This window comes from Herbaspirillum lusitanum (genome assembly GCF_046025995.1).
GTDB lineage: Bacteria > Pseudomonadota > Gammaproteobacteria > Burkholderiales > Burkholderiaceae_D > Herbaspirillum > Herbaspirillum lusitanum_A.
In genome coordinates, this window is sequence record NZ_JAQQFM010000006.1 from 35488 (window position 1) to 52763 (window position 17276).

Here is a 17276-nt window from a genome sequence, read left to right on the forward strand (position 1 = left end):
CGCCTGACCGCAGCCGCCGGCGCGGTCATGGCATTGCTGGCCATGTCCGCTTTGTCTACAGGCTCGCAGGCGCTGGCCGCCGACAAGATCACGTTTGTTTCGCAGGGCGGCGCGTATCAGGAAGCGCAGACCGTGGCGATTCTGGATCCGGTGGCCAAGGCCACCGGCATCACCATTGCGCAGGATAGCGCACCGGATGCATGGCCGATGATCAAGACGCAGGGCAGCACCGGCAAGGTGACCTGGGACGTGGTCGATACCCCGACCGTCAACTGTATTCGCGGCGGCGAGCAAAAACTGATCGAGAAGCTGGACTACAGCAAGATTCCCAACGCCGCCAAGATTCCCGCCGAATACAAGACGCCGTACTCGGTGCCGTATGAGTTTTATTCCAGCGTGCTGGCCTACAGCCGCGCCAAGTTCCCCAGCGGCGCACCGCAGAACTGGGCTGATTTCTGGAACGTGAAGAAATTCCCGGGCCGCCGCGCCTTGCGCAACCATCCGCTGGGCACGCTGGAAGCAGCGCTGCTGGCCGACGGCGTTCCGCGCGACAAGCTCTATCCGCTGGATGTCGACCGCGCCTTTCGCAAGCTGGAAGAGATCAAGCCCAACATCACCGTGTGGTGGACCTCCGGCGGCCAGTCGGCGCAACTGCTGCATGACGGCGAAGTCGACATGATCATGATCTGGAATGGTCGCGCCAGCGCACTGGCCAAGGACGGCGCCAATGTCACCTACACCTACAACGACGGCATCCTGCAGAACACCCAGTTGTGCATTCTCAAGAACTCGCCGAATCTGAAGGCTGCGACCACCTTCATCAACGCCGCCATCGGCCCTGATGTGCAGGCCAATCTGCCGCTGCAGATCGACTACGGTCCGGGCAATCCGGCTGCGTTTGAAACCGGCAAGATCTCCAACCTGCGCGCCGCGCAGTTGCCGAGCGCACCGGGCAATGTGTCGCGTCAGGCCCTGATGTCCTACACCTGGTGGGCCTCGCCGGAAGGTGAAAAGGCCGAGAAGCGCTGGCTGCAATTCATGCAGAAATAAACGCGGTGCAGAAGCGGGGAAGCGGCCACCGGCCGGCCCCGCTTTTTGCGCCTCGCCATGCATCGCGGCGGTTCTGCGGCGCATCGTCTTTTCGATTCCGTTTCAATTCACCAGCATCGGGAAATTCAATTGAAAACCAAGGTCGCCGATTATTCGGAAGCAGCCACCCGCCGCGAACAGTTGCTGATGCTGTTGCTGGCCTCGCCGGCTGCGCTGGTCATTTTCGTGCTGCTGATCGTGCCGCTGGCCTGGCTGTTCTGGCAGTCGATCTATGCCGACGGTTTCACGCTGGAGCACTACCGCCGCATCATCACCGAAGACATCTATCGCAACACCTTTGCGCTGACCTTCAAGATCAGCATCATCGTCACTCTGCTGACCGTGCTGCTCGGCTATCCGGTGGCGTATGCCGCCGCCGCTTTGCCAAAACGCTGGGCGACGCTGGTGCTGGCGCTGGTGATTCTGCCGTTCTGGACCAGCGTGCTGGTGCGCGCCTATGCCTGGCTGATCCTGCTGCAGCGCAGCGGCCTGATCAACAAGACACTGATGGGCATGGATTTGATCCAGACGCCGTTGCCGCTGGTGCATAACGAATTCGGCACCATCCTCGCCACGGTGCACATCCTGCTGCCGTTCATGGTGCTGCCGCTGTACTCGACCATGCAAAAGATCCCCGGTGATCTGATGCAGGCCGGCGGCAGTCTGGGCGGCAATCCGCTGCACGTATTCCTGCGCGTGTTTTTCCCGCTGTCGCTGACCGGCGTGCTGGCCGGCATGACGCTGGTCTTCGTGCTGTGCCTGGGCTTTTACATCACGCCCGAACTGATGGGCGGCGGCCGCACCATCCTGGTGTCGATGGTGGTCAGCCGCAACGTCGAGCTGTACAACCAGTGGGGCGCCGCCAGCGCAGTGAGCGTGGTGCTGCTGGCCTGTGTGTTCGTCATCTTTTATCTGGTCAGCAAGCTGATTCCGCTGGAACGCATTCTGGGGGCGAAATGAGACAGTTAACTCTGGGCCGTATCCTGCTCGGCATCGTCGTCGCGGCGATTCTGATCTTCTCCATTCTGCCGGTGCTGGTGATCATTCCGGTGTCGTTCTCGGATACCCGGTTCATGACCTTTCCGCCGCCCGGCTATTCGCTGCGCTGGTATCAAAGCTTCATCAACAATCCGACCTGGATGGACGCTGCCAGGACCAGCTTGCTCACCGCATGCCTGACGGTGCTGATCGCCACGCCACTGGGCGTGGCCGCCTCCTATGCCTTGCACAACGGGCGCCACTGGAGCCTGCGCTACATCCGCATCGGCATGATGATGCCGCTGATCGTGCCCATCATCATCGTCGCGGTCGGCGTGTTCTTCGTGTATGCCAAGATCGGTCTGCTGTCGACCATTACCGGCCTGGTGCTGGCCAATACCATGCTGGGACTGCCGTATGTGGTGACCTCGGTGCTGGCCGGTCTCAAGGGTTTCGACCCGGCGCAGGAAATGGTGGCGCGCAGCCTCGGCATGAACCGCCTGCGCGCCTTCATGCTGGTGACGTTGCCGCAGATCAAGGCCAGCGTGATTTCGGGCGCGATCTTCGCCTTCATTCAGGCGCTCGATGAAACCATCGTGTCACTGTTCGTGTCGGGCGGCGAGAACCAGACCCTGACCAAGCGCATGTTCACCACGCTGCGCGACGAGATCGATCCGACCATCGCCGCCATCAGCACCTTGCTTACCGCCGCCAGTTTTGCACTGGTGATGCTGACGGTGCTGAGCAAGAACAAGACGCCGCGCAAGACGGCTAAATAAAGAACGGCAAATGATCATGCACATGCCCGCCTGCCACAGTCACCGCAGTCAAAAAAGCCCGCTCGGCGGGTGGCCTGCGGGCTGGGCTTGCATGACGGCGGAGAGGCTTGCGGCACGCCGCAGCGCATCAGGTATTGATGAATTTTTCCAGCGGGTAATGGTTCTTGATGAAGGGCGACTTGATCACGATGTAGCTGAAGTATTTCTCGATGCGCAGATGCTGCTCAAGCAGGTTTTCGATGATGCTCTGGTAATGCACCACGTTGCGCGTGACGAACTTGAGCAAATAGTCGTATCCGCCGCTGACCAGGTGGCATTCGATGATTTCATCGACGTTGCGGATATAGGATTCGAACTTGGCAAAGTCTTCGCGCCGGTGATCGGACAAGGTCACTTCGGTAAACACCACCTGCACATCGCTGAGTTTTTCCAGCTGGATATGCGCGCCGTAACCGCTGATGTAACCGGCTTTTTCCAGGCGCTTGACGCGGATCAGGCAGGGGCTGGGCGACAGACCCACGGCATCCGCCAGCACGACATTGGTGATCCGACTGTTTTGCTGAAGATGACACAGGATGCGCAGATCGATCCGGTCAAGCTTCAGGGCACCGCTAGCAATCATTTTTGACTCCGTTTTTCAGGCTGTTCTTTTACGCGCGCCCATCGTATCACGCAGCGCAAGTCACGCAACTTGCCTTGCGCCTCTGCGGGATGTTGTTCTCCCGTCCGACATCGCTTCCGACTCTGTTTTTTCTATCCGCCGACAGCGCGATGCAGCGCAGAAACTGACTTGCGTCAGTCGCTGAACTGCAAGCTATCCCGCTGCGGCAGATTGCGCTTAGACCAGCGCTTTGCGTACTTCCGGCTGTTCCAGCACCGTATCCAGAATCTGCTTCAGACGGCTGAACATCAGCGCAAAATCATCGCTGCTGTAGCACAGCGCCGGTGCGAATCCAAGAATGTTGTCGCCGAAGGCGCGGAAGATCAGGCCCTGTTCGTAAGCGGCCGTGGCGATGCGTTCGTGCAGTTTCAGTTCCGGTGCAAAGCGTTGCTTGCTGTCCTTGTCGGCCACCAGTTCCAGGGCGCCGAGCAGGCCACGGCTGCGGGCATCGCCCACCAGCGGATGCGACAGCAGATCGCGCAGACCGCCGGCAAAATTCGGCTCTTGCGCCACGCCGTTGGCCAGCAGACCGCCTTCGTGATACAGGCGCAGCACTTCGAGGCCGATGGCGGCGCTCACCGGATGGCCGGAATAAGTCTGGCCGTGGCCGACCACCACGTGTGCGGCGGCGCCGTCGGCGATGGTGTTGTAGATCCGGTCCGACATCATGACCGCGCCCATCGGCGCATAACCTGCCGTCAGGCCCTTGGCCATGGTCATCAGATCCGGTTGCACGTCTTCCGCCAGGCAGGCGAACAGTGGGCCGGTGCGGCCGAAGCCGGTGATCACTTCATCCACCACGAACAGAATGCCGAGTTCGTTACAGGTTTTTTGCATGGCCTTGAGCCAGCCGAACGGCGGCACGATGACGCCGCCCGAACCCTGAATCGGTTCGCAGAAGAAGGCCGCGACATTGTCGGCGCCCAGTTCCGCAACCTTGGCGCGCAAGGCCGCCACCGAGCCGGCGATGATCGCAGCGTCGTCGTGGCCGACCGGGCTGCGGTAGGGATAGGGCGAGGCGATGTAATTCTGGGTCGGCAGCGGCAGGTCGAAATTGAAGTGGAAGTTCGGCAGCGCAGTCAGACCGGCGCCGACCGAAGACGAACCGTGGTAGCCGCGCTCCAGCGAAATGAATTGCTTCTTCTGCGGCTGGCCCAGCGAGTTGTAGTAATGCGTGATGTAGCGGATCGCGGCATCCACCGCATCCGAACCGCCCAGCGTGAAATACACGTGCGTCAGCGAGGCCGGCGACAGCTCCACCAGTTTTTCCGCCAGCAGAATCGCCGGCTCCGAGCCGAAGTGAAAATAGCCGGTGGCGTAAGGCAGGCGGCTCATCTGTTCGGCCGCCACGCGCACGATGCTTTCCTGGCCGTAGCCGGTGTTGACGCACCACAGGCCGGAGAAGGCATCCAGCAATTCCTTGCCCTGATGATCGCTCAGATAGGCGCCGCGTCCGGATTGCAGAATGGTGACGCCGGCCTGTTCATGTTCGCGGAAGCTGGCGACGGGGTGAATCAGGTGTTTGCGGTCGAGTGCGACGAGATCTGAGGTTTGCATGATGGCAGGATTTCCTATGGCTGGCAGGGGGTTCAAGTCATTGAACGGCATGGAATATGGTAAGTCCGCCCCCTCAGCTTTAGCTTGCAAGATGCCGCGTTGAAACGGCATCTTCGGGCTAATTATTCAGTCCCGCAGCATATTCTGCGGTGTCCCGCAATGGCGCATGGGACGTGGTTTGAATCGGGGCGCAGGGCATCATGAAGGTGCAGAAAACGGGAGTGGAATGAATGAAAAGCGTGCAGCCGCCGGCCGCGCTTGATGATGCGCTCGCGGATGAACACAGCTGAAAGCAGGAGGGGACGCAAGCGGCCGGTGGCGTGCGCCGGCCGGCAAATCAATAACCGCGCGTGCGGTCGACCAGGCCGACCAGCGGTTGTCCGGCCTGATGACGGCGGATGTTGTCGAGCACCGCTTCGAAGCCGGAGACCGGCTGCGTCATGCTGGCGATATGCGGCGTCAGCACGATGGACGGATGATCCCAGAACGGATGATCGGCGGCCGGCGGTTCAGTCTCCAGCACATCGATCACGGCAGAAGACAAATGGCCGCTGTCCAGCGCCGCCAGCAGATCGGCCTCCACCAGATGCGCGCCGCGGCCGACATTGATCAGTGCGGCGCCGGCCGGCAGCGCGGCGAACAGTTTGCGGTTCAGAATGCCGCGCGTGCTGTCAGTCAGCGGCAGCAGGCAGATCAGGATATCGGTGCGCGCCAGAAAGCTGTCGAGACCGGCCTCGCCGTCGTAACAGGCCACGCCCTCCAGCGTATGTGGCGAGCGGCTCCAGCCGGCGCAGTCATAGCCGAAATCGCGCAGCTTTTCCAGCACCGCCTTGCCCAGCACGCCCAGTCCCAGCACACCGACGCGCCGGCTGGAAGCAGGCTTGACGGTGCGCGCGATCCATTGGCGCTGACGCTGCTGTTGTTGATAAAGAGGGCCATCGCGATGCAGCGACAGCACCGCCTGCATCACGTACTCGACCATGCCGGCGGCCAGGCCCGGTTCTATCATGCGCACCACCGGCACGTGCGCCGGCAGGGTGGAAAAATCGAACTGATCGATGCCGGCGCCCACCGAAAACACCACCTCGACATTCGGAAACTGCTGCGCCAGATCGGCCGGCGGGATCCATGCAGCGAGGTAGCGCACCTCTTTCGGATCGCCGGTTTCAGGCCAGCAATGAAACGTGATTTCCGGTGCACGTTCGGCAAACAGGCGTGCCCAGAGTTCGCCGCGGACCGGGTCCGACTTGTAGAGAAAATGCATGCTGTTCCTGTGTAAGCCGGTATCGCTAAGCGTGAATGGGGAATAGGAAATAGTGACCGGAGACGGGCCGCGTCAGCCCATGGCCTGATTGATGACGGAAAAATGTCTGACGTCGGCGGCCGGCATCGAGGTCGCCGGCTTGCCGTTGTCCTTGCGCATCGGCACCACGGTATCGACGCGAGTCAGGCCGATGTCGGTGAGCCATTCGCTGAGCTCGCCCGATTCGAACACGTCGATGCGAATGAAAGAGTCGGCATACACATTGATCCAGTGGCTGATCAGCGCCTTGGCGCGCTGCACATCGGGCGCCACCACCGGGCCGATCACGCGGCCGTGGCCAAAGCGGCGCACCAGCGCAAAGCCCAGCATTTCGCCGTCGCGGTCGATGGCCACGCCTTCGGCCACTTCGCCGATGGCTTCCAGCACCTGGCTGCGATCCAGTCCGCTGGCGCGCGCGTCCAGCGCTTCGATGCGGGCGCCGTCGCTGTTGCCCAGCGGCCGTACGCGTTCGCCGGCCGGCAGCGGAATCAGCAGCGGCTGAAACAGCGAGCCCTGATGCTGGTGCAATTTGCCGACCGCAGCAAAACCGAGTTTTTCATACAGCGGCTGGCCGGCCGGCGTGGCGTTGAGCAGGCGCACGCGGCCATCAGTTTCATCCAGCAATTTCTGCATCAGGCGACGACCCAGGCCATGACCTTGCAAGCCCGGTTGCACGATCACCATGCCCAGCGAGGCATGGCTCTCACCGTAATTGAAATACAGCGCGGAGCCGATCAGCACCGGCGCTTTATCGCCGTCCCGGCTTTCGATCACGAAGCCGTGCCCCATGCGCTCCATGAATTGCCAGTCTTCCAGACGGTGCGGCCACCTCAGTTGCAGCGACAGGCGATGGCAGGCCGGGGTATCGGCTTCGGTCATCGCGCGCATGCTGAAATTGCCTGCCGGGCCGGTGGCTTCGGTCTTGGGTGATGAAGTGCTGGAGGCTGGATGTGCTGCTGACATGGGAATTCCTTGACGAATATCGGGCGGTCGCAATGGGTAAAAGCTAACTGAAAAACGGGCCTGCGGCCGGCGAATTGACTGACCTCAATCATGCCTTGTTTCAGACCGCAGAATGCCGCCTTCTGCACGCAAACTTCGCAATCTTATAGCGTGTTCAGGCTGCGTCTCGGCACAAAATTGTCGCTGTTCGGGATTAGCATCTTGCTATTCCTGCGCAGTCCCAGGCTCGAGTTCCGGCAATTTCAATGCCGGTGAATCGCTGCAGGCCTGGCGCCGGATTCTCGCCAATAACTTGCATGCACGCAGCATGCGGTGCACTTATTCAACCAAGGATTTTCAGATGCAGGACTTTGCCCCCGATCAGATTGTCGTCCGCTGCGCTCACTTCATCGGCGGCGAATACATCGATGTCAGCGCCGGCCTGATGGATGTCCTGCGTCCTTCGGATGGCGTGGCCTACGCCGGCTTGCCGGTAGCCGATGCGGCGCTGGTCGATCGCGCCGTGGAAAACGCCTGGCAAGCCTGGCGCGGCAGCAACTGGGCCTCGCAAGCGCCGCGCGACCGCGCCCGCATCATGCGGCGCTGGGCCGATCTGATCGATGCCGACGTCGGCGTGCTGGCGCCGATGGAGGCGGTCGGTTCGACCCGGCCGATCCGCGACGCGGTGCAATGGGATGTGCCGTTCACCGCGGAAGGCATACGCTTTTTCGCCGAGCTGGCCGACAAGCACGGCGGCGATGTGGCCGCCACCAGCCAGCATCAGCTGGGCATGACCATCACCGAGCCGTATGGCGTGATCGGCGCCATCGCACCCTGGAATTTTCCGATGGTGATGGCCTCGTGGAAGGTAGCCCCCGCGCTGGCGGCCGGCAATGCGGTGGTGCTCAAGCCATCGGAGATGACGCCGTTCACGGTCTTGCGGCTGGCGGAACTGGCGATTCAGGCCGGCATGCCGCCGGGCATCTTCAACGTGATTCAGGGCGATGGCCGCACTACCGGCGACAGCCTGTGCCGCCATCCCAAAATTTCCAAAGTCACCTTCACCGGATCGACTGCTACCGGCGCCGCCATCATGCGCGCCTGCGCCGAAAGCGGCACCAAGCCGGTGACGCTGGAGCTGGGCGGCAAGAGCCCGCAAATCGTTTTCGCCGATGCGCCCGACCTGAAGAAAACCGCACGCACGGTGGCCGGCGCCATCACCGGTAATGCCGGTCAGGTCTGTGTCGCCGGCTCACGCCTGCTGGTGCAGCGCGGCGTCGCCGGCGAACTGATCGCCGGCATCGTGCAGGCGTTTCAGGCGCTGCAGCCGGGGCCGACCTGGCATGCTGCAACCACCTTGCCGCCCATCATTTCCAAAGGCCAGGCCGACCGCATCGACGGCATCGTGCAGCGCACCGAAGCGGCCGGCGCGCAAGTGATCACCGGCGGCAAACTGCTGGGCAATGGGGGCGCGTATTACCTGCCGACCATCCTCAGCGGCGTCACGCCCGGCATGGAGGCGGTGCACAGTGAAATCTTCGGCCCGGTGCTGACGGTGCAGGAGTTCGACGACGAAGCCGGGGCGCTGGCGCTGGCGGCGCATCCCGACTACGGGCTGGCGGCCGGCGTGCACACCAGCGACATTGGCCGCGCCTTGCGCATGGCGCGCAAGCTCGAAGCCGGAACGGTGTGGATCAACCGCTACGGCCGCACTTCAGACTTCATGATTCCGACCGGCGGTTACAAGCGCTCGGGCATCGGCAAGGATCTCGGGCGACAGGCTTTCGAAGCCAACCTGCGCGTCAAGAGCGTGCTGATCGAGATCGGCGAATAAGGCGCTGCAGTTCCAGGGATCTGAGCGCTCAGAAAAAAATGCCCGCAGGCGCTGCGCCTGCGGGCATTTTTACTGCCTCACATTTTTCTTCAGGTTTTCTCAATAACCGGCGGCCCAGCGTTCCAGATCGGCCGCACTCTGTTCGCCGGCAAACATGGCCATGATGCGTTCACCCAGCAGCGGCCCGAACTTGAACATCTGGCCGTCGCAGTTGGTGACCACCAGGCCGCGTCCTTCGGATTCGACGCGGAAGCGGCGTGAGCTGTCCATCTGGTAGTAGCCGACCTGAATGCGCAGCGCGCGATAGGCCTCGGCCTGTTTCAGATAGGGCTTGAATGCGCCCAGCACGATGGCGCCTTCGGTTTCCAGATCGGAGCCGAAGCCGTCTTCTTCCGGCTTGGCCAGACGGCGATGTGCGCCGTGGCCGAACTTGAGGCCGGCGCCGCGCCGGTCCGGCAGGGTGTAGCCGCCGTGGTCGCCGATGGCGACAATGGCCGGCGAGTTGCGCCAGCTTTCGACATAGTCGGCCGGCGGCTCGACGTAACACAGGCCCTGGCGGAAGGTCGGGCCGTCGCCGTAGCTGTCGGGCAGCAGACGCGAAATCCAGGCGCCGGCCGCCACCACCAGCAGATCGCCGCTGATTTCGCTGCCGTCTTCCAGTGTCGCGATACCGCGGGTGCGATCCACCGATTTCACTGCGCAGTTGTGACGCAGATCGACGCCGTGCTTGCGCACCCAGTCGGTCAGTTCAGTGACGATGCGGCTGGCGAACAGCGGGCCGCCACGACCGCCGGTGACGCCCCAGGCATCGGCCGGCAATTGCAGATGCGGGCAAAGCTCCTCCAGCGCGCTGCGGTCGTGCACCTCATGTTCCTGGCCGACTTCGCGGAAGGCGTCCAGCGTCTTCTGGCCGTAGTCATTGGGCAGCAGCGAAATGGCGACGGCGCCGGTGTTCTCGAAATGCTCGGTGCCGAGATCGGCCCAGACGCGATCCCAGGCGTCGAAGGCCGGCGTCACCATGCGCGTGTAGCCGCCGAAGGAACCGTAGTGATAACGGATCATGCGATGCAGGTCGAACGATGCGCTGTGCGGATTGGGCGCCGGGCCGCGTTCCAGAATGGTGGCCTGATGGCCGCGCTTGATGGCGGCGCGGGCGACCGACAAGCCGACTATGCCGGCGCCGACGATGACGATATGACTCATGTGCTGCTGTTCCTATGTGGAGTCCGTCTTGCTGCAAGAAGCTGAGCCTTGGCTCACTGGCTGGCGGCGGACATTGAAAATAAGTGATGGAGCGATGGGTGTTTCAGTGTGTTCCGGCGGCAGCCTTGGCGGGGGAGGTCGCTGCTGCCAAGATGGCTTCCGCCGCCGCAAAGCGTCCGATGGCATAGTGCTCCAGGGGCACATCGGTGGCGCCGGTATCGATCAGTTCGGCCATCACGTCGCCGACGCCGGGGCCGAGCTGGAAGCCTTCGCCGCAGAAGCCGAAGGCGTAATACAGGCCCGGCACCTTGGCGCTGGGGCCCATCACCGGATTGCTGTCCGGCAGATAGCTTTCGATGCCGCTCCAGACCCGGATCAGATTGACGTTGGCCAGCACCGGCGACAGCCGCCGCAACTGGCTCAGCTGGCGGATGGTGTTTTCCGGCTTGACGTAGGCGCGAATGGTTTCGGTGCTCACTTCGCCGTAGCCGCAGCCGCCGAAGATGATATTGCCGCGCGGGATCTGGCGGTAGTACAGACTCTCTTCCGTGATGTTGGTCGAGACCCCGACCACCGGGCGAATGCCGTACGGCACCGGCTCGGTCACGCCCATCTGCGGGCCGCGCGCGATCAGCGGCACCGGCTCGCCGAACTGCAGCGCCAGGTGGTCGCCCCAGGCGCCGGCGGTGATCAGCATGGCCGGCGCGCGATACACGCGGCCGTCGGTGCTGATGGCGCGGAAATCTTCGCCTTCCTTTTCCACCAGCGCGATTTCGGTATGTTCTATCATCTGCGCGCCCAGCCGCGCCGCCGCGCGGCAGAAGGCCGGCGCCGACAAGCGCGGATTGGCATGGCCGTCGAGCGGCGAGAGCGAGCCTGCCCGCACCTCGGGGCCGAGATAGGGGAAGCGCTTGCGCATGCTGTCGCCGCTCACCATTTCCAGTTCCAGGCCGTAATCGCGGGCGTCGCGGGCATAGCTTTCCAGCAGGCCGACGCGCTCTTGATCGTAAGTGATGCGGATGTGGCCGGAGGGCAGAAATTCAACGTCTTCGCCGATCAGCTCAGGCAGCCGGCCCCAGACTTCGCGCGAGCGATTGGCCAGCGGCAGCTGATGCAGATGGCGGCCCTGGCGCCGCACATTGCCGAAGTTGGCGCCGCTGGCCTGACGGCCGACCAGTTCGCGCTCCAGCAGAATCACCGAGCGGCCGCGACGGCGCAGAAAGAAGGCCGCGGCGCAGCCCATGATGCCGCCGCCGACGATGATCACGTCGGCTCTGGCAGAAGCAGCAGTATTCATTCGAGCTCCTCGATGCTGGCCAGCGACAGCGGCTTGACCGGCGCCTGCGCACGCAGGCGTCCGACCTCGGCAATCGGAATCCGGGCGGCGGCGGCAATCACTTCCGCGCCGGCGTGCGCGCAATAGCGACCCTGGCAGCGGCCCATGCCGACCCGGCTGAAGGACTTGGCGCGATTGGCTTCGAGCGCGCCGGTCTGCTGCACCACCTGGCGCAACTGGCCGGCGGTGATGCTTTCGCAGCGGCACACCACGGCGTCGTCGGGCAAATCCGCCGCCTGTTGCGAGGGCCAGGGAAACGCCTGCAGCAGGCCGACCCGGAATTTGTCCATCTTGATTTGCCTGGCCAGCAGCTCGGCGCGGCTGGCCGCATCCACCGGCAACTGCAAATCGCTGAGCACCGCCATCGCCGCCAGCCGGCCGGCGTTTTCCGCACCGTCGGCGCCGAGAATGCGCACACCGTCGCCGGCCAGATACACATCGGGCACCGAGCTGCGGCCCTCGGCATCGATGGCCGGCAGCCATTGACGCGAATGGGCGTCGAACTGAAATTCGCAGCGCGCCATGTCGGCCAGTTGCGTTTCAGCGCGCAGGTGATAACCCAGCGCCACCGCATCGCATTCAAGCAGATGTTCGCCGGCGGCATCGCGATAGCGTATGCCCTGCACGCCGTCTCCCGCAGTGCCGGTGATTTCCAGCGGCGTCATGCCCTTGATCACCGGCACGCCGGCGCGCCTGATGGCGCCGATCAGCGACATGCCTTTGCGGATCAGTGCCGGCCGCGCCAGCATGTGCGGCAGGGCGCCCAGTTGTTGCGTGAAGCGGGCGGTGTCGAGCACGGCGGCGACCTGGGCGCCGGCCTTGATGTATTGACTGGCGACCAGATACAGCAGCGGGCCGCTGCCGGCAAACACCACCTTGCGGCCGATCGAGCAGGCCTGCGATTTCAGCGCCACCTGCGCGCCGCCCAGGGTATAGGTGCCGGCCAGTTGCCAGCCCTTGAGCGGCATCAGGCGGTCGGTGGCGCCGGTGCACAGGATCAGGCGATCGTATTCGAGGTTGAGCACGCGGCCGCGGCTGACCATGTGAATCTTGCGGCCGCTGATGTTCCAGGCCAGGGTCTCGGGCCGGTAATCGATCTGCGCCCGGATGGCGTCGAAGCTTGCATGCAGCGCACGCGCATGGCCGGCTTCGGTGCCGTACAGGGTTTCGTAGGAGCGTTTGAAATGGGCCGGCTGACGGCGATAAATCTGGCCGCCGTCGCGCGCGCCTTCATCGATCAGGGTCGGACCCAGGCCGGCGGCGACCAGCGTTTCGGCGCAGCGCACGCCGGCCGGGCCTGCGCCGACGATCACTATGCGAGCTGCGGCCATGTCGCCTCCGGCTGTCGCGTGAACAATTGCATGCCGGCCTCCACCACGGTGGAGCAGGCGCGCACCCGGGCGCCGCCGGCGTCCCACACCCAGCAATCCTGGCAGGCGCCCATCATGCAGAAGCCGGCACGGCGGTCGTCGCCGAACTCGGACTGGCGCAGCGTGCGCACATTGGTCAGCATGGCCACCAGCACGGTGTCGCCCTCCAGCGCTTCGGCAGACAGGCTATCGATGGAGAGCCTGACGACCGCGCGCCCGGTTTCCTGCAATCTGACCAGACGGCCTCGAGGTGATGCGCTCTGCTTGGATATCTCTTTCATGCGGCGATCTCTTGCTCCGCGATCAGCGGTGCTTGCAGTTGCTCCAGATCGGAGATGGTGCGGTGGCAGAGGATGCGGGTGCCGTTGTCGAGCAGGCGGCGCGGCGGTTGCACGGTATTGCAGATGCCGTCCATGCGCAGGCCGCAGCGGTCGACGAAGGTGCAGATATCGATGCTGCGGTCGCTGGGGCCGATGGGCGGCAGGCCTTGCGGCGTCCGGCCGGCGGCTTGCTCCAGCCAGCCCGGACGCAGGTCCGGCACCGAGGACATCAGCAGATGCGAATACGGATGGCGCGGCGCTTCGGCCAGCGCCTCACGCGGACATTGCTCGACCATGTGGCCGGAATACAGCACCACGATGTCGTCGCAGATGGCGCGCACGGTGCTGATGTCGTGGCTGATGAACATGTAAGACACGTTGAGTTCGCGGCGCAGCTGCGTCAGCAGATCGAGGATGGCGGCGCCGACCACGGTGTCCAGCGCCGAGGTCACTTCATCGCACAGCAGCAGGTCGGGTTTGGCGGCCAGTGCACGGGCCAGATTGGCGCGCTGCTTTTGTCCGCCCGACAGCTCGCCCGGCAAGCGGTCGATGACATTGGCCGGCAACTGCACCAGATCCAGCAGCTCGGCGATGCGTTTCTTTTGCGCCGCCTTGTCGAGCCCGTGATAGAAGCTCAGCGGACGACCCAGAATGCGGCCTATGGTATGACCGGGATTGAGTGCGGTGTCGGCGTTCTGGAACACGATCTGCACCCGGCGGAACTGATCGCGCGTGCGATTCTCCAGCGTCGGCGGCAACTCTTCGCCGTCCAGCAGAATGCTGCCGCGCGCCGGCGCCACCAGTCCGGCCACTACGCGTGCCAGCGTGGTCTTGCCGGAGCCCGATTCGCCGATGATGCCGACGGTGCTGCCGCGGCGGATGGTCAGATTGATGTCGTCCAGCACGCGGCTGGACGGCAGCCCGCGCCGGTCCGGCCGGCCGTAGCCGGCCACCAGGCCGCTGATGCGCAGCAGCGGCGCATCTTCCGACGGCGCCGGCTGTTCGCGCAGCTTGGGCCGGGCGGCCGCCAGCAGACTTTGGGTGTAGGCGTTTTCCGGGTGATAGAGGATGTGGTCGGTGGTGCCCACTTCACGCATGCGGCCATCGCGCAGCACGATGATGCGGTCGGCCATCTGCGCCACCACCGCCAGATCGTGCGAAACATAGACGGCAGTGGTGCCGAGTTGCTGCACCACGTTCTTGAAGGCGCGCAGCACCTCGATCTGGGTGGTGACATCGAGCGCCGTGGTCGGCTCATCCAGCACCACCAGTTGCGGATCGGTGATGAAGGCCATGGCGGCCATGATGCGTTGCAGCTGGCCGCCCGAAACCTGGTGCGGATAGCGGCTGCCGATATGTTCGGGATCCGGCAGCGCCAGCGCGCGGAACAGGCCGACGGCTTTTTCCTGCGCCTGCCGGCGGCTCATGATCTTGTGGATCATGGCGCTTTCGATGACCTGATCCATCAGCGTGCGTGAAGGATTGAAGGCGGCGGCCGCACTCTGCGCGATGTAGGCCACATGGCGCCCGCGCATGTGCTGCAACTGCCGGTCGTTCATCGTCAGCACGTCGTGCTCGCCGACCTGGATGTTGCCGCCGGTGATCTTGCAGCCGGTGCGCGCATAGCCCAGCAGCGACAGCGCAATGGTGGTCTTGCCGGAGCCGGACTCGCCGATCAGCGCCAGCACTTCGCCGCGTCCGATGTTGAAGGCAACGTCCTGCACGATGGGCGTGAGCTGACCGTTTTCCTTCAGGGCCGCGACCTGCAGTCCGCTGACGCGGACCACTTCAGCGCCGGCGCTGCCGCTGTCGGGTCCTTGCTTGTGTGTGTTCATATCCAGATCCTTCTAAGCCTTAACGACGCTTGCCGCGCAGATTGTCAATCAGCAGATTGACGCCGATGGTCAGCGTGGCGATGGCCAGCGCCGGCATCAATACCGCCGGCGCACCCTGGCCGAGGCCGGAAATGTTTTCGCGCACCAGCGAGCCCCAGTCGGCGTCCGGCGGTTGCACGCCGAGGCTGAGGAAGCTCAGACCGCTCAGCAGCAGCACTACGTAGACAAAGCGCAGGCCGAGGTCGGACATCACCGGGCGAATCATGTTGGGCAGCATTTCGATGCAGGTGATGTAGAGCCAGCCTTCGCCGCGCGCCCGCGCCACCTGTACGTATTCCATGGTCTGTACGTTGACCGCCAGTGCCCGCGCGATGCGGAAGGCACCCGGCATGTAGGTGATGGCGGCGGTGATGATCAGCAGCCGCACCGAGGAGCCGAAGGAAGCCACCATCATCAGCGCAAACATCTTGCTGGGAATCGAGATCAGGGCATCGAAGGTGCGGCTCAGCAGCGAATCCAGCCAGCCGCCGCTGACGGCCGACACCATCGCCAGCAGGGTGCCGAAGCCGCTGGCCAGCAAGGTGGCGACCAGCGCCAGGCCGATGGTGTAGCGCGTGCCGTAGAGAATGCGGCTGAGCATGTCGCGGCCGAGGTAATCGCTGCCCAGCCAGAATTTGCTGCTGATGCCGCCGAATACATCCATGTCCAGCACTTCGCCGGCGTCGTGCGGCGACAGCAGCGGGCCGAAGATCGCCATCAGCACCCAGAACGCGACCAGCGCCAGGCCGACCAGACCGAGCGGACTGAGACCGAGGATGCGGCGCGCCGGTGTGTGGGCGGACTGATTGGCAAGGGGGGCGCCGGCAGGCGTAGCAGGCGCTGGAGTGATCGCGCCGGGTGTGGAATCAGGCTGGCTCATTTGATCCTCAGTTTCGGATTGGCGACGATGGCGACGATGTCGGCGAACAGCACCAGCATCAGATAGGCGGCACAGAAAATCATGGCGCAGGCTTGCACCAGCGGCATGTCGCGCGTGGTGACCGCGTCTACCATCAGGGTGGCGATGCCGGGATAGTTGAAGATCGATTCGACGATGATCACGCCGCCCAGCAGATACGACAGGCTGAGCGCCACCGCATTGACGATGGGGCCGATGGCATTGGGCAGCGCATGGCGCAGCACGATGCGCACCGGGCCGGCGCCCTTGAGGACCGCCATCTCGACATAGGAAGAGGTCAGCTGATCGATCACCGCCGCACGCGTCATGCGCGACATCTGGGCCACGATCACGCAGCACAGCGTGATCACCGGCATGGCGTAAGCCTTGACGAACTGGGCAAAGGTGGTGATGCCGGCGGTATGCGACAGCGCCGACAGCCAGTGCAGATGCACGGCGAAGATCAGCACCGCAATGGTGGCCACCAGAAATTCGGGAATCGACACCATCGACACCGCCATCACATTGACTGCGCGGTCATATTTGCTGCCGCGATACATGGCGGAGGTGATGCCGAGGGTCAGCGCAATCGGCACCGACACGGCAGCGGTGACGCCGGCCAGCAGCAGCGAGCTGGGCAGACGGCCGCCTATCAGTTGCGCCACCGGCATGTGATTGACCAGCGATATGCCGGGCTGGCCGGCCAGCAAGCCGCTGAGCCAGCTGAAGTAGCGCAGCGGGGCCGGCTGATCGAGGCCGAACTGGGTGCGCAGGGCGGCCAGCAATTCGGGCGTGGCGGCCTGGCCGAGCGCGGCCTGCGCGGCATCGCCGGGCAGCAGATTGGTGATGAAGAAGACGGCGACCGAGACGATCAGCAGCGTCAGTATCCCGAGCGCCAGACGTTGGGCGATGAGCCTGCCGACGGTACTGTTCATGAAAAACTCCCCGGAAAATGCGCGACGCGTCGCTGGATTGCAATCAATAACTGAAGCTTGGTTTTGCGCTGCCGGGCAGGTGCAAAAGCGCGGAGCTGTATAGGGGCCTGCAGGGTCTGGATCATGGCCCGGCAGAAGCAAACATCGTGCAAGCTGCCGGCGCGCTCATGCGCTTCAGGTGAAGCGCATGAGCGCGG

The 17276-nt window shown here is 63.8% G+C and carries 15 protein-coding genes; 4 read left to right on the plus strand and 11 right to left on the minus strand.

Translation table 11 applies throughout. The features are described from left to right. Positions 1-27: 27 nt before the first annotated feature. The 3 genes from PQR62_RS14040 (at position 28) to PQR62_RS14050 (ending at position 2846) form a co-directional block, all read left to right on the plus strand. Positions 28-1050 carry an ABC transporter substrate-binding protein gene (locus PQR62_RS14040; protein ID WP_408158962.1) on the plus strand — a complete coding sequence of 341 codons (1023 nt, stop codon included), beginning with the start codon at positions 28-30 and terminating at the stop codon, positions 1048-1050. A 186-nt stretch (positions 1051-1236) separates the two neighbouring features. After that, positions 1237-2049, plus strand: a complete 813-nt coding sequence (locus PQR62_RS14045; protein ID WP_408158963.1) for an ABC transporter permease — start codon at positions 1237-1239, stop codon at positions 2047-2049. Continuing rightward, positions 2046-2846, plus strand: coding sequence for an ABC transporter permease (locus PQR62_RS14050; protein WP_408158588.1), 801 nt, complete (start codon positions 2046-2048; stop codon positions 2844-2846). Before PQR62_RS14045 ends, PQR62_RS14050 begins: the two co-directional genes overlap by 4 nt. A 127-nt stretch (positions 2847-2973) precedes the next feature. Here the strand turns inward: PQR62_RS14050 and PQR62_RS14055 are convergent, their stop codons facing one another. From PQR62_RS14055 to PQR62_RS14070, 4 genes are all read right to left on the minus strand, one after another. Continuing rightward, positions 2974-3468, minus strand: a complete 495-nt coding sequence (locus PQR62_RS14055; RefSeq protein WP_408158589.1) for an Lrp/AsnC family transcriptional regulator — start codon at positions 3466-3468, stop codon at positions 2974-2976. Positions 3469-3684: 216 nt separating this feature from the next. Further along, complete coding sequence (locus PQR62_RS14060; protein ID WP_408158590.1) at positions 3685-5064, minus strand: aspartate aminotransferase family protein; 1380 nt, start codon at positions 5062-5064, stop codon at positions 3685-3687. A 337-nt stretch (positions 5065-5401) separates the two neighbouring features. Beyond that, a complete protein-coding gene (locus PQR62_RS14065) occupies positions 5402-6328 on the minus strand; it encodes a 2-hydroxyacid dehydrogenase (protein WP_408158591.1) in 927 nt (308 codons plus the stop codon). 72 nt (positions 6329-6400) lie between these two features. After that, positions 6401-7330: a GNAT family N-acetyltransferase gene (locus PQR62_RS14070; RefSeq protein ID WP_408158592.1), complete on the minus strand. Its 930-nt coding sequence runs from the start codon at positions 7328-7330 to the stop codon at positions 6401-6403. A gap of 340 nt (positions 7331-7670) precedes the next feature. On the opposite strand from PQR62_RS14070, the gene PQR62_RS14075 reads away from it, so the two are divergent. Then, entirely contained in the window at positions 7671-9143 is a 1473-nt protein-coding gene (locus tag PQR62_RS14075; RefSeq protein WP_408158593.1) for an aldehyde dehydrogenase family protein, read from the plus strand. 99 nt (positions 9144-9242) lie between these two features. Here the strand turns inward: PQR62_RS14075 and PQR62_RS14080 are convergent, their stop codons facing one another. The 7 genes from PQR62_RS14080 to PQR62_RS14110 form a co-directional block, all read right to left on the minus strand. Further along, positions 9243-10346 carry an NAD(P)/FAD-dependent oxidoreductase gene (locus PQR62_RS14080; protein WP_408158594.1) on the minus strand — a complete coding sequence of 368 codons (1104 nt, stop codon included), beginning with the start codon at positions 10344-10346 and terminating at the stop codon, positions 9243-9245. A 103-nt stretch (positions 10347-10449) separates the two neighbouring features. After that, positions 10450-11643, minus strand: a complete 1194-nt coding sequence (locus tag PQR62_RS14085; protein ID WP_408158595.1) for an NAD(P)/FAD-dependent oxidoreductase — start codon at positions 11641-11643, stop codon at positions 10450-10452. Then, the gene (locus PQR62_RS14090) at positions 11640-13013 is read right to left on the minus strand and encodes an FAD/NAD(P)-dependent oxidoreductase (protein WP_408158596.1); all 1374 of its coding nucleotides are present in this window, start codon (positions 13011-13013) and stop codon (positions 11640-11642) included. Before PQR62_RS14090 ends, PQR62_RS14085 begins: the two co-directional genes overlap by 4 nt. Then, positions 12995-13333 carry a (2Fe-2S)-binding protein gene (locus PQR62_RS14095; protein ID WP_408158597.1) on the minus strand — a complete coding sequence of 113 codons (339 nt, stop codon included), beginning with the start codon at positions 13331-13333 and terminating at the stop codon, positions 12995-12997. The genes PQR62_RS14090 and PQR62_RS14095 overlap by 19 nt, the downstream gene beginning before the upstream one ends. After that, entirely contained in the window at positions 13330-15207 is a 1878-nt protein-coding gene (locus tag PQR62_RS14100; protein ID WP_408158598.1) for an ABC transporter ATP-binding protein, read from the minus strand. Before PQR62_RS14100 ends, PQR62_RS14095 begins: the two co-directional genes overlap by 4 nt. Before the next feature lie 19 nt (positions 15208-15226). Next, positions 15227-16126 carry an ABC transporter permease gene (locus PQR62_RS14105; RefSeq protein ID WP_408158599.1) on the minus strand — a complete coding sequence of 300 codons (900 nt, stop codon included), beginning with the start codon at positions 16124-16126 and terminating at the stop codon, positions 15227-15229. After that, positions 16123-17079: an ABC transporter permease gene (locus tag PQR62_RS14110; protein ID WP_408158600.1), complete on the minus strand. Its 957-nt coding sequence runs from the start codon at positions 17077-17079 to the stop codon at positions 16123-16125. Before PQR62_RS14110 ends, PQR62_RS14105 begins: the two co-directional genes overlap by 4 nt. Between the last annotated feature and the right edge of the window lie 197 nt (positions 17080-17276).

What these genes read in the sequence shown, in the direction of transcription:
- PQR62_RS14075 (WP_408158593.1), top strand. Translation starts at nt 7,671, where the DNA reads ATGCAGGACTTTGCCCCCGATCAGATTGTCGTCCGCTGCGCTCACTTC.
- PQR62_RS14065 (WP_408158591.1), bottom strand. Translation starts at nt 6,328, where the DNA reads ATGCATTTTCTCTACAAGTCGGACCCGGTCCGCGGCGAACTCTGGGCA.
- PQR62_RS14040 (WP_408158962.1), top strand. Translation starts at nt 28, where the DNA reads ATGGCATTGCTGGCCATGTCCGCTTTGTCTACAGGCTCGCAGGCGCTG.
- PQR62_RS14055 (WP_408158589.1), bottom strand. Translation starts at nt 3,468, where the DNA reads ATGATTGCTAGCGGTGCCCTGAAGCTTGACCGGATCGATCTGCGCATC.
- PQR62_RS14045 (WP_408158963.1), top strand. Translation starts at nt 1,237, where the DNA reads ATGCTGTTGCTGGCCTCGCCGGCTGCGCTGGTCATTTTCGTGCTGCTG.
- PQR62_RS14095 (WP_408158597.1), bottom strand. Translation starts at nt 13,333, where the DNA reads ATGAAAGAGATATCCAAGCAGAGCGCATCACCTCGAGGCCGTCTGGTC.
- PQR62_RS14080 (WP_408158594.1), bottom strand. Translation starts at nt 10,346, where the DNA reads ATGAGTCATATCGTCATCGTCGGCGCCGGCATAGTCGGCTTGTCGGTC.
- PQR62_RS14070 (WP_408158592.1), bottom strand. Translation starts at nt 7,330, where the DNA reads ATGTCAGCAGCACATCCAGCCTCCAGCACTTCATCACCCAAGACCGAA.
- PQR62_RS14050 (WP_408158588.1), top strand. Translation starts at nt 2,046, where the DNA reads ATGAGACAGTTAACTCTGGGCCGTATCCTGCTCGGCATCGTCGTCGCG.
- PQR62_RS14060 (WP_408158590.1), bottom strand. Translation starts at nt 5,064, where the DNA reads ATGCAAACCTCAGATCTCGTCGCACTCGACCGCAAACACCTGATTCAC.
- PQR62_RS14110 (WP_408158600.1), bottom strand. Translation starts at nt 17,079, where the DNA reads ATGAACAGTACCGTCGGCAGGCTCATCGCCCAACGTCTGGCGCTCGGG.
- PQR62_RS14085 (WP_408158595.1), bottom strand. Translation starts at nt 11,643, where the DNA reads ATGAATACTGCTGCTTCTGCCAGAGCCGACGTGATCATCGTCGGCGGC.
- PQR62_RS14100 (WP_408158598.1), bottom strand. Translation starts at nt 15,207, where the DNA reads ATGAACACACACAAGCAAGGACCCGACAGCGGCAGCGCCGGCGCTGAA.
- PQR62_RS14105 (WP_408158599.1), bottom strand. Translation starts at nt 16,126, where the DNA reads ATGAGCCAGCCTGATTCCACACCCGGCGCGATCACTCCAGCGCCTGCT.
- PQR62_RS14090 (WP_408158596.1), bottom strand. Translation starts at nt 13,013, where the DNA reads ATGGCCGCAGCTCGCATAGTGATCGTCGGCGCAGGCCCGGCCGGCGTG.